This is a genomic window from Paenibacillus sp. FSL R7-0302, assembly GCF_038006885.1.
In the GTDB taxonomy this organism is placed as follows: domain Bacteria; phylum Bacillota; class Bacilli; order Paenibacillales; family Paenibacillaceae; genus Paenibacillus_AQ.
On record NZ_JBBOWB010000001.1, the window covers coordinates 5896223 to 5910792 of the forward strand.

Below are 14570 nucleotides of genomic sequence, written 5' to 3' on the forward strand. Positions count from 1 at the left end.
TCAATCTAACACATAAATTTTCTTTAAGAGTAACTTAAATACCTTAGTACCTTATAATACTGATGTTAACTTTTCACCGTATCATAAGTAGGGCCAAATGAAGGACACCCTGATTGGGTGTCCTTCACGGTCGGGACTGCTGTTTGTGTTTGAAGTGGCGAACCATGATTGATTAAATCCACAATACGCCGATGCGTGATGCTGAGAAAGTATGAGGAGGGCGTTATCCTTTAGCCTAAAGAGCGTCACTTAGAATTATTTAGTAATTCGCCAATATGAGAGAATTTGATTATTTAGCCTTTCATATTCTATAAGAATCAATAATCAATAATTAACTTTAATGAAAGCTATTTTGTTAAAATGCTATATACTTTTTGTAATGCTTCTTCAATGATTTGAAATAACCCGAAATAAGTATCTTTAAATATATCTATCTTAGTGTCCAGTAGCGCTACATCCTTATCTTGAATTTCATTTATATCTAACTCTTCTAACTCATCGAATAGTTCGATCACCTTACTATAATCACGAGCTAAATTATCGACACTCATACCCAGAGAAGAAACTGCCTTATAACCTTCTCCATCCATAAGTGCTAATATATCACGAAAATATTGATCTGTTCTTTCAAATAATTTTTTCGTATATTCAAGTCGGCTCTTTATTATTTCTCTATCCTGTCTTTCGAGAAAATCATTAAGTCTCCTTCCCGTTATGTAATGCCAATCAGTTGTTCGTAATGTTTCTTCTTGGTTACGTGTTAACTCTATGTCCATTTCTTTCATCTCACCTTTAAGTGAATGAATACCAGCTAAAACAGCACGGGCCAATCCTTCTTTATTACCTATAACATAATTATTTAATAGAATGTTTTTGCCTGTTTTCACTAGAGTTGAAAGCACACCGATTATTATGTACATCACAAACATTTTACCATCGATTATTTTACTCGCCAATATTGTAGAAAGCATGCGTTTAAAAGAATCCTTACTACCATCAAGAAGTTCATCTGCTAGTATATTACCTATTTTTGTAATATCAAGTTCAACGTTATCAAACGGAGCGGCAGAAGACTCAATTAGGAAACCACATCTCCACTTCTCATAAAAAACTTTCTGGTTACTTTCATCGAGACATATAAATATGCCATCTAAAATTATTTTACCTGAGTCGTATCGATAGGTTCCATTAAGGTTTATTTCATCATCGTAATTTTTGTATATTCTATCAGCTAACCCTTTTGTAAGAACATATAAGTTTCCTTGACCGAAAATTCTATGCAAATCTTCAGGTATATAAATAACGTCCGTAGGCGTACGATGATTTAGAGATCCTTCAAAAGTAACCTTATTGGAACTTACTATTTCAGGATTGAAACCAAAAATATCGTTACCCTTAAAACAAATTTCCTTAACGTCTTCTAAGTAAGGTCTTTCATCGGTTCTTTTTATTACGTAAGCACAACCTTTTAGATAAATATATACATTAAAATCCTTATCAAATATTTTATCTATACCTTTTAATCCGAACGGCAGGCCCTTTAAAAATTCACCAGAATACTCACATTCCATTCGTTCATGACTATAGTGCCCGCCACCTAAGTTATATTGGACCTTACCGTTCCCGTGAGGAATCCCATGAAGGAATGTACCTCGGTACTTCGCATATTTACTAGATAAATCACTGTATCCAATATACGGCCCCTCATAGTTACCATAGGTAATGGAACCGTCTTCAAATTTTCCTTTAAATACAATTTCTCCAAATTCGGAGTAATTTCTCCTAATATAATCTTCTTGATAAGCTAACTTAAGTTCCCCATCATTCCCATGAAATAACCGACCTTTATTAAAAGGGCCTGTATAGTGAACTTGCAAGCTAACTGAACGCTTTCCTGGATTGTCAAGCGCATACATAATTCCATTAATAAAAAATTCATATTGTGGACTATTTATATATGCAGTATTCACTTGATATGGTCCACAAGATGAACTGTACGTACCTTTCATGAGAACTCCATGTTTCCACTCACCATCATAACGCTCAATTTCAGTGTAATAAACTTCCTCAGGACAATTTTCGTCGTGTGAAAGAGAAATAACTATCAGGGTACCTGTGAAGTTGGGGTATCTTTGTTGATTAACTTGACCCATATACATCAAGTAAACCCCGTCCCAAACAAAACCAAAATTTTTGTGGTAATAATCAATGTATCGATCACGTATATCCTCATCATACAAAATAATAGAAGAATATCCAAACCCATTATCTTTATACAAATATCTATTTGGGTACTCCTCATCTCTGGGAATAAATTCACCATCGAAACGAGCTTTCTTGTACGCTAATATTTCATAATCCTTCATTTTCATCCTCCTTTAACACACACATCAATAACATCCCAGACTTCTTCGCTTGTTTGGTAGACAGAAAGCTAAAGGTATGGGATTCTCAACAATATTGATTCTATTAGATACACTATCACTACTATATGCCATTTTTCCATAAATAAAGATTATACGCCATGATTTTCTCGAAATAATACGTGAATTCATTAGCTTAAGAAAAACATTTTACCTCTATTAAAAACTGACGAAAAAGGGCTACTTTCTTAATAATTTTGTAATTTAATTAGAATGACCAGAGAATAGTTTGACTCCGTAACCTCACACAATTTGGCTCTACTTATGATACTGTTCCCCTTAATTAATCTTCACTATCCTCCCTAACAGTAAGACCAGTCCCTCCTTGGACAGGTGTAACGAAGGAATTAGAGGTCAAAGCCCCCCGGTCACTAAGAGTTCCTAACATTAATAGCCCGCTGGATGGCAAAGACACTGTCATCCAGCGGGCTATTTCTTGTGCTTAGGGAAGGGGGCAAAGAATAAAATAGGACACGCTATTCGTACTTTTTTACTTTGGATCCCATTTCAATACTTTTATTATCTATACATCCGTTACAACTATATACGTTTCCAAATGAAACTAAGCAGCCTGAGTCACTATGAATACCGCACTCAGGCTGCTTAAATTTTGTTTCGCTACCTGACAGGGATCACATCAATTCCTAGGTGTCTTCTGTTCATTTAGGCTGAAGCCTGGTGAAGTTTTACATCAAATTTACATCAAGTCTGTTATTCGCCATCTGTACCACGAACATTTTTAATCTGTACCATATTGAAAATCCAAGTAAATAAAAGGATTTTAACCCACTGTCCCACTCTTCATCAACACCGCCACACTCTCCACATGCACCGTATGCGGGAACATATCCACCGGCGTAACCTCCACCGTCCGGTAGCCCCCATCCTCCAGCACCCGCAAATCGCGGGCCAGGGTGGATGGGTTGCATGACACATACACGACACGCTCCGGCTGCATCAGCAGGATGGTCTCCAGCAGGCGCGGGTCGCAGCCCTTGCGCGGGGGATCGACGACAATGACGTCCGGGGTGATGCCCTGCTCTTTCCAGGCCGGGATGACATCCTCCGAAGCGCCGACTTCGAACTTCACGTTGTTCATTCCGTTCAGCTTCGCGTTGGCGCGGGCGTCCTCGATGGCTTCGGGCACGATTTCTACACCATACACCTGATCCGCATGCTGGGCCAGGAATAGGGAGATGGTGCCGATGCCGCAGTAGGCATCGATCACAGTCTCTTTGCCGGTTAGCGCAGCATACTCCAGCGTTCTGCCGTAGAGCAGCTCGGTCTGCACCGGGTTCACCTGGTAGAAGGACCGTGCCGAGATGGCGAACTGCACCTCGCCAATGTAGTCGTAAATGACCTCGCTGCCCCACAATACGCGGGTATCGTTGCCGAAGATGACATTGGTGCGCTGGGTGTTGATGTTCTGGCAGATGCTGACCACTGCCGGAAGCTGCTCGCGGATACTGCCGAGCCAAGCATCCAGGTGCGGGATATCCCGGCCGTTCGTGACCAGCACCAGCATCATCTGGCCGGTGCGGAACGCCTTCTTCACCACAACGTGGCGGAGCAGTCCGCGGCCGGTCTCTTCGTCATAGGCGGTGATGCCCAGCTCACGGCCGAGGCTTTTGACAGCAGCAACGACCTTGTCGTTGTCCTCATGCTGGATCAGGCAGGTCTCCATGTCGATGATCCGGTGACTGCCCCGTGCATAGAAGCCGCCGACCAGACCGCCTTCGGTCACCCCGATAGGCACCTGGGCCTTGTTACGGTAACGCCATGGCTCGTCCATGCCAAGGGTAGGCAGCACGCGGATGCCTTCGCCTTGAGCCCCTGATGCACTTGCCGCATCAGCCCCCGCCGCACCGGCCACCTCCAGCTTCCCGATCCGCTGGAGGTTATCCACCACCAGCTGGCGCTTCCACACGAGCTGCGCGGTATAGTCCATATGCTGCAGCTGGCAGCCGCCACACTGATCATAGATCGGGCAGGGCGGCGCGATGCGGTCGGGGCTGGCCTGCACCAGCTCCAGCAGCTTGGCGTAGCCGTACTGTTTCTTGGTCTTGAGCACTCTGGCCCGGACTCTCTCACCGGGAAGAGCGCCCTGCACAAATAGGGTAAAGCCCTCTACGCGGCCTACCCCTTCACCTTCATGGGTCATGCCGATAATATCGAGCAGGACCTCATCATTCTTATTTACCGGCAGTCCGGCGACAGGGGCCGCCCCTTGTTCCCGGCGGCTTGCGCTGCGCCTGCTGCGTTGTTTATTCATGTGTATAGGTTCACTTCTTTCATGTTCTTCACGATTAATTCTGCGCAAAAATCTGCAGATGCTGCGGCAAAATGCTGAAGTTGCCCGGCAGGGTGCCGCCCAGCTCACCGTCCAGGTTCAGCTGAACGTAGCCTGGAGAGGTAACCTCCATGGCATCGGTGCGGAAATAGACAACCTTCTTGTCATTCAGGTGCTCGCCCCGAATGGTTAGACGCACCAGCCGGATGAACTCGGCCAGATTGCATTTCTTAACGGCAATAACATCGAGCAGGCCGTCATCGATGCGCGCACCCGGAGCCAGCTTCTCGAAGCCGCCGACCGAATTCGTGTTGGCGATCAGGAAGAGCATGAACTCGTCATGGATCATTTCCTGGCCGTTCGCGCGGATGTACAGCTCTTGCGGAGCAAGGCTGGCCATCTTCTCGATCCCCTTCAGGTAATAGGCAAGCTGGCCCATCATGGTCTTCAGCTTGCTGGGGACCTCATAGGTCAGCTCCGTCAGCTGTCCGCCGCCTGCTATATTAATGAAGTAACGGTCATTGGCTTTGCCGAGATCGATCAGGCGCGCTTCCTGGCGCAGAATCAGGTCGCAGGCTTCCTCCCAATTCTTCGGAATGCCCATGGCCCGCGCGAAATCATTCGTCGTGCCCAGCGGCAAGATGCCGAGCGGGGGAAGGTTCGGCTTCTCCGCCATCCCGTTAATCACTTCATTGAGCGTACCGTCGCCTCCGGCAGCTATGATCAGATCATAAGTACCGCGTTCCACAGCCTGGGCTGCAGCCGCAGTAGCATCGCCCTCTCCCGTTGTTGCATGGCAGGTAGCTTCGATACCGCCCATATCCAGCCGGTCTAGAATATCGGCGAGTCGTCTTTTCATTTCTTCCCGACCAGAAGTGGGATTATAAATCAATCTCGCAGTTTTCATTACCGGAACGCCACCTGTTTATATAATGGATAACTTTACTGATTATACCCAATTCTGTACCCCACAAGCAATGTCAGGGGCCAGCTACATTACCCGCTTACGATTTAACGCTGACCCTCCAGGCGCTGGAGCGCTGCTTCCACCTGCCGCTGAATCCAGCGCGGCAGCAGCGGATGCGGCAGCAGCGTCTGGCCGGAGTAAGCATAATTCAGCCCCTCCAGCCGCTGCGGAATAACCACCTTGGTGAAGTACCCCTCACTCAAAAAGAGCGGAGCCACCAGCACATCATAGCCCTGCTCCTGCCAATGCACCACCCGGCTTCTTACACTATCCGGGTTCAACAGCCCGTAATCAGCCGCGGCCAGCCCGCTTATCTCCCGTACCCGCGCGGCAAGTGAAGAGATGCCCTGCTCCCAGCGCTGCCGGAAGCCCTCATGCCTGCTGCCGTGTCCGACCAGCAGCACCATCTCTCTGCCGGGATGCTTCGACAGTCCCCGGAGCTTATCCCACAGCATCTGTGCAATATCGGGATCGTCATCGACCGGATAGCCGTAATGAATCTTCGCAGCAACTCTGAACGGCTCAAGATCGGTCTCCCGTTCAGGAACCGGCTTCGCACCCAGCGCATATTCTATCTCATCGACATGCGTGCTGCCGGAAGACACAAACAAGGGGATCACAATAATATCTGTGACCCCTGCATGTTCCAGCTTATCAATTCCATCTTGTATCAATCGTCCTTCTACCAGCTCAAGGAAAGCCACTGCCACCGGCAGCTCCTCCCTGAGCGTGAGATGGCTCACTGCCTCATCTACCATCGACACCCAGGCCTGATCACGGGAGCCGTGACTGATTAACAATACACCCGGAACCATAAATTATCGGCCCAGACGTTCCAGCGTAAGCTTATAACCGTCATTGCCGTAGTTCAGGCAGCGCTTCACGCGCGAGATTGTTGCCGTACTGGCCCCCGTCTCGGCTTCAATCTGATTATATGTAGACCCCTTGCCCAGCATCCGGGCCACCTCAAGGCGCTGTGAGAGCGATTGAATTTCGTTCACGGTGCACAGGTCGTCAAAGAATACATAGCATTCTTCCATATTTTTCAATGTTAAAATAGCCTCAAATAATTGATCGATACTTTTATCGTTTAGCTTCTTTAGCTGCATCGCCCTATCATCCCCTAAACATTAACTTAATGTGACTATCTTGCCTCTACTATATTGTACTGGAGCACATTTTTCAAGCATTAACGGTTTCACGCTGTAAAGAGTGAAATCGACGGACAAACGTCCACTCCAGGCGCACACCATAATCAGGGTTAACCCGTCACTACTTCCGGCTCCCAGGTTAGACCGCCTTACTCATAGTACTACAAAACCGTGCAAAATCAAGCACAGACACGGTTTCTTCACTTCCGCCTGCCGCACTATAGGCATCCGCCCTTTTCCGCTGGTATCCCGGTTACCCGGGCATTCGTCTATACCGTCTGTTCGCCCATGACATACAGTATAGCAAACCACTAACGAAGGAATGTGATCCTATGCCTCAGCATTACTATAATCATTCCCGCCAGCAAGGCCGTTCACTGGCTGAACCTTACAATCCGTCACCTTACCCGGGACTATCTGCTTATACACCTGCCCCGCTTCCCGGAGAACCTGAGCTGCTGCCTGCTTACAGCGCCGAAGTCACCGATACGGCACTCGCACTCCCTGCTGCAGAAGCCTCTACCGCGAAGGCCGGAGGCCTGCTGGGCGGACTTGGCAATCTTGGAAGTCTGGCGAATATGGAACAGATCAAGGGCATCGTTGACCGGATGGGCGGAATTGACGGAATCGTCAATACCATGGGCAAGGTGCAGAAGGTGATGCAGGGCTTCTCACAGATGGCTCCGATGGTGAAGCTTGTGATGGGCGGGTTCGGCAAAGGCAAGGGAAGCGGAGCGGGAGAGCTCGCCGCCGAAGAGGATGCAGCCCTTTATAGCCCCAAACGGCGCAAAAAAAGACGCCCCGTCACGAAGCGCCGCAATACCACCTCCAAGAAGCGTAAATCCGGTGGGCCCTCCTCCGTTAAGCGCCGCCGCTCCTAAGCGGTGGCGTTTAACGCGCTTTTCTTCTACTTAAACCAGCCGCTCCGCCGGAACCAGCCGAACATCCCGATCCCCAGCACTAGCATAAGCAGCAGCACTGCGAAATAGCTGTACTTCCATTCCAGTTCCGGCATCACCCTGAAGTTCATTCCATAGATTCCGGCGATCAGCGTCAGCGGCATGAATACCGTGGTAATCACCGTGAGTGTCTTCATGATGGAGTTCATCCGGTTGGAGTTGAGCGAGATATAGCTGTCACGCAGGTCGGCGGTCATTTCCCGGTCAACTTCAATCATGTCGGTCAGCTTCAGCAGATGATCGTAGATATCGCCGAAGTAGACCCGCTCCTCGCCGTTACTCTGCACATGCTGTGAATTGACGATCCGGTACATCAGATCACGCATCGGCACAATCGTCCGCCTCAGCTTCAGCAGCCTTCCGCGCACATTGAAGACCTGGCTCATCAGCTCTTCCACCGATTCGTTGCCGCCCTGGCTCTCCAGATCCGCGAGTTCATCCTCCAGCGTATACAGGGACGGGAAATATCTGTCCACCAGCTTATCCATCACTGTGTAAGCAGCGGCCATCGGCCCGCCCGACCAGCCCTTGCGGCTATGAATCTCAGCTTTGACCATCTGCCACGCCTCCTCCATCTCCGGCTTGTCCTGATGATGGTAGGAGACGAGAAATTTCGGGCTGAGGAACAGGTCGATCTCTTCGGCCTCCAATGTCCGCTCATTCAGCGAATGCAGCACGAAGAACTGCACATCCTCGTAATAATCCAGCTTCGGCCGCTGCAAGACATGCATACAGTCTTCTATCGCCAGCGGGTGAAAATGAAAATAGGTGTCCAGCGACAAGGTTTCATCATCCGTCGGCATAGCGAAATCCGCCCAGATCCAGGCATAATCATCCAGGACAATATCCTGAAGCAGCAGATCGGTCAGTATCTCGCCTGTATGCGTTACGGCAAGTGTTCGTATCATAATATAAGTCCTCCGCCCTATGTAGGCAATCCGCAGCAGAGCCGCGCTGTTCTAGTTGCTTCCTCCCATTGTACAGCATGTCTACGCAAAAAAATAACCGCCAGCCCGCTGACCAGCGGCTCCGGAGGTTTCTTGGTCTTGTCTTTATAGTTGACTGTGTCATTTACGGCGAACGGCCTGGTTTAATTTTCCAATATATAGCTTATCGGCCCAAGCCTTCCAGCACCTCCAGATGCAGCACCTGCAGGAATTTCTTAATATTCACCTTCACCTTGCCGCTATCCCGGCCCTGTTCAATCTCCTTCATCTTCAGTCGCACCTCTTCGAAGTCGAAATACAGCGGCGCATAATGCTCGAACTTCGGATTCCCGTAATCCGTCAGACCGATGGACGCGAGACTTGTCAGACCGGCCGCCAAAGCGCGGCGCAGACGCTGCTCAATAGCCTTGACCTCTTTGGCTGCTTCCGCAGGCACCGGTCTGTACTTGGCAGCAGTCAGCTCATACAGCTCCTTCAGGGACGGAAGACTTCCGCTCTTCCCTTCCGCTACCGCCAGCTCCATGATGGTGATAATATCACGGCTGCCGTTCTCCGAGATCATGCCCATATTCATCAGAATCGGCTGGACAATCTCCTTGACGGTACGCTTGCCCGGCGGCAGCTGCGGCAGTCCGAACTGCAGGCCCTCCAACTTGCCCAGCGTCAGCTTGATCTCATCCAGATAACGGCCCATGGCGTAACGTTCATTCACTTTATATAGAACAGATTCGACTTCAATCTTGTTGATCGGCTTGCGGATGAAGAATTCAATTCCGCTCTTGTAGGCGCGGCTGACCATATCCCCGTTCTCAATCTGCGAGATCATGACGAATTTGGAACGGCAGCCCTGTGCCTGAAGAGAGAGGATGGTCTCAATCCCGTCCTGGTCCGGCATCAGCAGATCCATCAGCACAATGTCCGGGGTCTCGCTCAGGATCAGAGCGATCCCCTCCTGTCCGCTCGCTGCGGTACCCGTCACCTCACCAAGCCCGCTGTCCTCAATAATATGCTGCAGCATTCTTCTCGCTGACGCATCGTCATCTACAATACAGAATGATAGCGGCATCCTCTATTCCTCCTTCCGCAGCTTAATGCTCGGCACTGTAATCTGGAACATGGCCCCTCCGGTATGCGATACCGGCTGAACCGTAATGCTTCCCTCGAACATATTCACTATATCCCGAACATGAGAGAGCCCGATCCCCGTGGCAGCGATGCCCTCTTCATCGAATTTCGTGGTGAAGCCCGGCTCGAACAGCAGATCGAGATCACGCTTCCCGATGCCTGTCCCGCTATCGGTCACTGTCAGAATCGTCATGCCGTCCTGCTCATAAGCGTTCAGATGGATGCTGCCTGTTCCTTGGATGACTTCCACCGCATTGGCGGTGAGATTGTTAAGCAGGGTCAATAGAGGAATGTAGCTGTCGGTTGTGTAATCGGAGGTGATGTGAATATGGAACTTAATATCTTTGCCCAGCATTTCCGCATATTTGGCATTGCTCTTAACCGCGAACCGCAGAATGCCTGATAGGGGCATGTCCCCGTTCACCTCACGCTCCACCAGCTTCACCAGCCCCGCCAGAATCCGCTGCGAATCCTTCTTCACCTCATGGAGCTGCTGGGTGATATCCAGCACCTGCCGGCTGTAACGCCCCGTGCCTTCCCCGTCCTTCAGCTTGGTGTACAGCTCGAAGCTGTTCAGCGTTACCTGCTCCAGGGTGCCTATGGACTTCTTCAGATAGAATACTTCCCCGTACAGGCCGGAGCCGAATCCGAGCATCTGCTGGGTCCGCTCATGCTGCTCCCGCTCCCGGATACGCAGCTGGCTGACAGAGATACTGCTGTATACCCCTGTGGTGAAATAGGTACGCAAGACCGCAATCGCCATCAGATACGTCCACTCGTTCAGCCGGAAGGTAGCCGAATCCAGCACAATCAGCCGGGTCAGCAGCTCCATCTCATTCGACAGAAGATCGATCAGCGCGGCAACCGCGCCCAGCACCAGCGGATGAAACGTATCGATCCGGCTCTTGATGACATGCATCAGTGCTCCGAATACCATATAATAGATCATTGCCGAGAAATGGCTCCTAAGACTCTGCTCTACCGTCAGTCCGCTCGCCTCCACCATATCCATGGCAGTGCGGAACAGCAGCACGACCACCCCGGCAGCACAGCCTGTGCGGATATACGGCAGCTGCCTCATTAACAGCAGGAAGAGGAGAAAAGCGCTGCTGCCCATGGCAATCCGGAAGATATCTCCGTCAAACGGGTTGATCTTGAATTCTCCGGCTACCGCAGTAACGGCAGCCACCAGCAGAATCTGTACCGCCTTCATTCTCAGAATCGATTGTCCCATCGCCACTGCTCCTGCCTAGAGAGGTTGACAACTATAGTATCATAGCCGCACTGGATTGAATATGGCTTAATCCTCATTCGGCTAAGGTTATACCGCTCTGTGCTCAAGCCTTCTGGACAGCAGCGACAGCAGGTAATTGACGACAAAATAAATCAGGGCAACCAGCGCCAGCGTAGGGATGGCATAGCTGTAGCTGTGGCCAATGACAATGTTGGCATTATGCATCAGCTCCGGCAGGGAAATCACAACAGCGAGCGAGGTATCCTTCAGCAGGGAGATGAACTGGCTGACCAGTGGCGGAACCATCCGCCGCAGCCCCTGGGGAAGCACGATATGCCATAAGGTCTGTACACTGCTGAGACCGGAGGAGCGCGCCGCCTCAATCTGACCCTTGTCGATCGACATTAAGCCGCCGCGGACAATCTCGGCGATCATTGCCGCCTCGAAGATGGTTAGTGCTGCAATGGCCGCAGTAATCAGTCCGAGCTTGATCCCAACCTCCGGCAAGGCGAAGCGGATGAAGAAGATGATCAGCAGCAGCGGCAGATTACGGATCAGCTCCACCAGGTAGAACATGACCGGAGACAGCACCGGCACCTCCGAGTAGCGGATGACGCCAATAATACAGCCGATGATAAAGCTCAGGAAGATCGATACAAAAGCAACGATCAGCGTCACATACAATCCGTCCAGCAGAAACTTCAAATTATCGGCAGAGTATGCACCTGTGAAATCCATAATAGCCCTCCTTTAGCTTCAGATGTCCTTTTATGATGCTTCTTAATATTTGCGCTGCAGTCTGCGCTCCCAGATCCGCACGCCGTAGCTGAGCGGAAGCGTAAGCACCAGATAGAATACCGCTACGAAAATGTAGGTGTCGAAGGTACGGTAAGTCTCTGTAGAGATCCCGTCGGCGAAGTACATCAGATCAAGACCGGCCACCAGAGTCAGTACCGAGGAGTTCTTAATCAGGTTAATGAACTGGTTGCCGAGCGGCGGGATTACCAGCTTGATCGCCTGCGGCAGAATGATATGCAGCATCGTCTGTATGTAGCTGAGACCGGAGGAACGTGCCGCCTCCATCTGTCCCTTGGGCACGGCCATAATTCCGGCACGGATCGCTTCGGCGATGAAGGCCGAGGTATATACGGCGAGTCCAATGGTTCCTGCCTTGAAGCCGTCCAGTGTGAAGCCCAGAGCGGAAGGCCCATAATAGAAAATATACACGACCAGCAGCAGCGGGATGTTGCGGATGAACTCCACATACACCGCACCGAACCAGCGCAGACCCTTGACTGAAGTCATGCGGAAGACGGCAACGACCGTGCCGATCAGGAAGCTGCCGATCAGGGCCAGTACACTGGACAGCAGCGTACCGTAGAAGCCTTCCATATACAGTCCGAAGTAGTTCGTTAATATTGAGAAATCCATCAATGTTCACCTGCCTTTACCTGTGGATAAGTTCGTTCCTCCCCGGTATGACCGCCGTTCCTACAAACAAGTAGAAACGGCGTTGCCGTCCTTGGACAAGGCGGTACCGTTTCTACGGGAAATTCGTGTGCAGCCCATTTATTCGTTCTTACCTTGAAGGAAGCAAGCTCTTGCCTGGAACAGACTTATTTAGCAGGAGCTTTACCAATCCACTTCGTGTAGATGGCATCATACTCCCCGTTCGCCTTTAGTTCAGCCAGTGTATCATTAATCGCCTTAACTACATCGGCGTTGCCTTTCTGGACCGCAATGCCGTAAGGCTCATCGGTGAACGGCTTCCCAACAACCTCAAACCCGGGGTCCTGTGAGGCCATTCCGTACAGAATCGCATCATCCGTAGTGAGCGCATCGCCCTGACCCGCCTTGAGCGCGCTGAAGGCATCCTGGTAGTTGTCGAACTCAAGCACGGTTACGCCCGGCACCTTCTCTTTGATATTCTTGATCGAGGTCGCCCCCTTGGAGCCGAGGATCTTCGTATCCTTCGTAACGCTCTCAAGGCCTGTAATCGCGCTGCCCTTCTTCACCAGCAGGGACTGGCCGGCCTGGAAATAGACGTCAGAGAAATCGACTTCCTTCTTGCGGTCCTCCGTAATGGTCATGGTAGCCACCACCATATCGATCTCGCCGTTATTCAGCATCGGAATACGCGTCTTGGAGGTGACCTCCTTCAGCTCAATAGCATTCTCGTCACCGAGAATTTTTTTGGCGATGGCCTTGGAGATATCGATGTCGAAGCCTTCCACGTTGCCGGAGGCCGGGTCCTTCAGACCGAACAGGCGGGTGTCGAACTTCACGCCGACGAGCAGCTTGCCGCGCTCCTTGATCTTGGCAATGGCCGCAGAGTCAGCGGCTGCTCCTCCGGCAGCGTTGCCGCCTGCCGCATTGTCGTTCTTGCCCTTGTTGTTGCCGCACCCGGCAATGACCAGCATGGCCGCAATCATCAGCACACTTAACACCTTGAAGCTCTTGGACATTTTCATTTCGTTTCCTCCCCGGATTCCTATTATTTAGTTTAGTGGCTTAATACACGGCTGAGAAAAGTACGCGTCCGCTCTTCCTTCGGGCTGGCGAAGAAGGCTTCCGGCTCCGCCTCTTCCACGATCTGCCCCTGATCCATGAAGATGACCCGGTCCGCCACCTCGCGGGCGAAGCCCATCTCATGGGTCACAACGACCATCGTCATGCCCTCGCGGGCCAGGGCGCGCATGACATCGAGCACCTCCCCGACCATCTCCGGGTCCAGTGCCGAGGTCGGCTCATCGAACAGCATTATCTTCGGCTTCATCGCCAGCCCCCGGGCAATCGCCACCCGCTGCTGCTGTCCGCCGGATAGCTGGGAAGGATAGGACTCCGCCTTGTCCGCAATGCCGACCTTCTCCAGATAATACATGGCGGTCTTCTCCGCTTCCGCCTTGCTTAAGCCCAGCACCTTCACCGGGGCCAGGGTGATGTTATCAATCACCTTTTTGTGCGGGTACAGGTTGAAATGCTGGAAGACCATTCCGATCTCTTTGCGCAGGGTATTGATATCTGTCTTGCGTTCGTTTACAGTTATACCGTCCACGGTTAATCCGCCGCTCGTGATCGTCTCCAGACGGTTAATGCAGCGCAGCATCGTACTCTTGCCGGAGCCGGAAGGACCGACTACAACAACGACTTCCCCTTCCTGAACATGCAGGTCAATGCCCTTCAGTACATGAAATTGTCCGTAATGTTTGTCTACCTGATGAAAGTCGATCAATGGCTAGGCCTCCTTTGTCTATTCGGGTGTTTGTCAGCAATGGTAACACTTAAAACAAACCTTACTTCAGAGACTACCAAATCCTACATAATACTATGTAAAATTTAATTCCATCATGTTATTTTCTTTTAGTTATGTTATGTATTTCATTTTCTTTTAACGCTATTAACATCTTTTATCGATTTGTTGTGACTTTTTGTGACATTTCTCTCTTGAAAAATAAAGAACCCCTCTTAGGCCGA

The 14570-nt window shown here is 50.4% G+C and carries 13 protein-coding genes; 1 reads left to right on the forward strand and 12 read right to left on the reverse strand.

The features are described 5' to 3' along the window. Window positions 1–347: 347 nt before the first annotated feature. The 5 genes from MKY96_RS25395 to MKY96_RS25415 form a co-directional block, all read right to left on the reverse strand. Window positions 348–2366 (reverse strand): hypothetical protein, encoded by a 2019-nt coding sequence (locus MKY96_RS25395; RefSeq protein WP_340944334.1) that lies wholly within the window; start codon window positions 2364–2366, stop codon window positions 348–350. 838 nt (window positions 2367–3204) lie between these two features. Continuing rightward, window positions 3205–4695 carry a 23S rRNA (uracil(1939)-C(5))-methyltransferase RlmD gene (gene rlmD, locus MKY96_RS25400; protein ID WP_340944335.1) on the reverse strand — a complete coding sequence of 497 codons (1491 nt, stop codon included), beginning with the start codon at window positions 4693–4695 and terminating at the stop codon, window positions 3205–3207. A gap of 34 nt (window positions 4696–4729) precedes the next feature. Beyond that, window positions 4730–5620, reverse strand: coding sequence for a diacylglycerol kinase (locus MKY96_RS25405; protein WP_340944336.1), 891 nt, complete (start codon window positions 5618–5620; stop codon window positions 4730–4732). Between the two features lie 104 nt (window positions 5621–5724). Then, window positions 5725–6495: a sirohydrochlorin chelatase gene (locus MKY96_RS25410; RefSeq protein ID WP_340944337.1), complete on the reverse strand. Its 771-nt coding sequence runs from the start codon at window positions 6493–6495 to the stop codon at window positions 5725–5727. Between the two features lie 3 nt (window positions 6496–6498). Then, a complete protein-coding gene (locus tag MKY96_RS25415) occupies window positions 6499–6789 on the reverse strand; it encodes a YerC/YecD family TrpR-related protein (protein WP_019913624.1) in 291 nt (96 codons plus the stop codon). Between the two features lie 374 nt (window positions 6790–7163). Between MKY96_RS25415 and MKY96_RS25420 the strand changes: the two genes are divergently transcribed. Continuing rightward, on the forward strand, window positions 7164–7712 hold the full coding sequence (locus MKY96_RS25420; protein WP_340944339.1) for a tyrosine protein kinase: 549 nt from the start codon (window positions 7164–7166) through the stop codon (window positions 7710–7712). A 26-nt stretch (window positions 7713–7738) separates the two neighbouring features. Here the strand turns inward: MKY96_RS25420 and corA are convergent, their stop codons facing one another. The 7 genes from corA to MKY96_RS25455 all read right to left on the reverse strand — a co-directional run bounded on the left by corA (window position 7739) and on the right by MKY96_RS25455 (window position 14328). Further along, complete coding sequence (gene corA, locus MKY96_RS25425; RefSeq protein ID WP_340944342.1) at window positions 7739–8698, reverse strand: magnesium/cobalt transporter CorA; 960 nt, start codon at window positions 8696–8698, stop codon at window positions 7739–7741. A gap of 202 nt (window positions 8699–8900) precedes the next feature. Beyond that, a complete protein-coding gene (locus tag MKY96_RS25430; RefSeq protein ID WP_340944344.1) occupies window positions 8901–9803 on the reverse strand; it encodes a response regulator in 903 nt (300 codons plus the stop codon). 3 nt (window positions 9804–9806) lie between these two features. After that, on the reverse strand, window positions 9807–11096 hold the full coding sequence (locus tag MKY96_RS25435; RefSeq protein WP_340944345.1) for an ATP-binding protein: 1290 nt from the start codon (window positions 11094–11096) through the stop codon (window positions 9807–9809). 87 nt (window positions 11097–11183) lie between these two features. Further along, the gene (locus MKY96_RS25440; protein WP_340944346.1) at window positions 11184–11834 is read right to left on the reverse strand and encodes an amino acid ABC transporter permease; all 651 of its coding nucleotides are present in this window, start codon (window positions 11832–11834) and stop codon (window positions 11184–11186) included. Window positions 11835–11876: 42 nt separating this feature from the next. Then, window positions 11877–12527: an amino acid ABC transporter permease gene (locus MKY96_RS25445; protein WP_340944347.1), complete on the reverse strand. Its 651-nt coding sequence runs from the start codon at window positions 12525–12527 to the stop codon at window positions 11877–11879. A gap of 185 nt (window positions 12528–12712) precedes the next feature. Beyond that, a complete protein-coding gene (locus tag MKY96_RS25450; protein WP_340944348.1) occupies window positions 12713–13567 on the reverse strand; it encodes a glutamate ABC transporter substrate-binding protein in 855 nt (284 codons plus the stop codon). 32 nt (window positions 13568–13599) lie between these two features. Next, window positions 13600–14328 carry an amino acid ABC transporter ATP-binding protein gene (locus MKY96_RS25455; RefSeq protein ID WP_036693252.1) on the reverse strand — a complete coding sequence of 243 codons (729 nt, stop codon included), beginning with the start codon at window positions 14326–14328 and terminating at the stop codon, window positions 13600–13602. Window positions 14329–14570 lie beyond the last annotated feature (242 nt).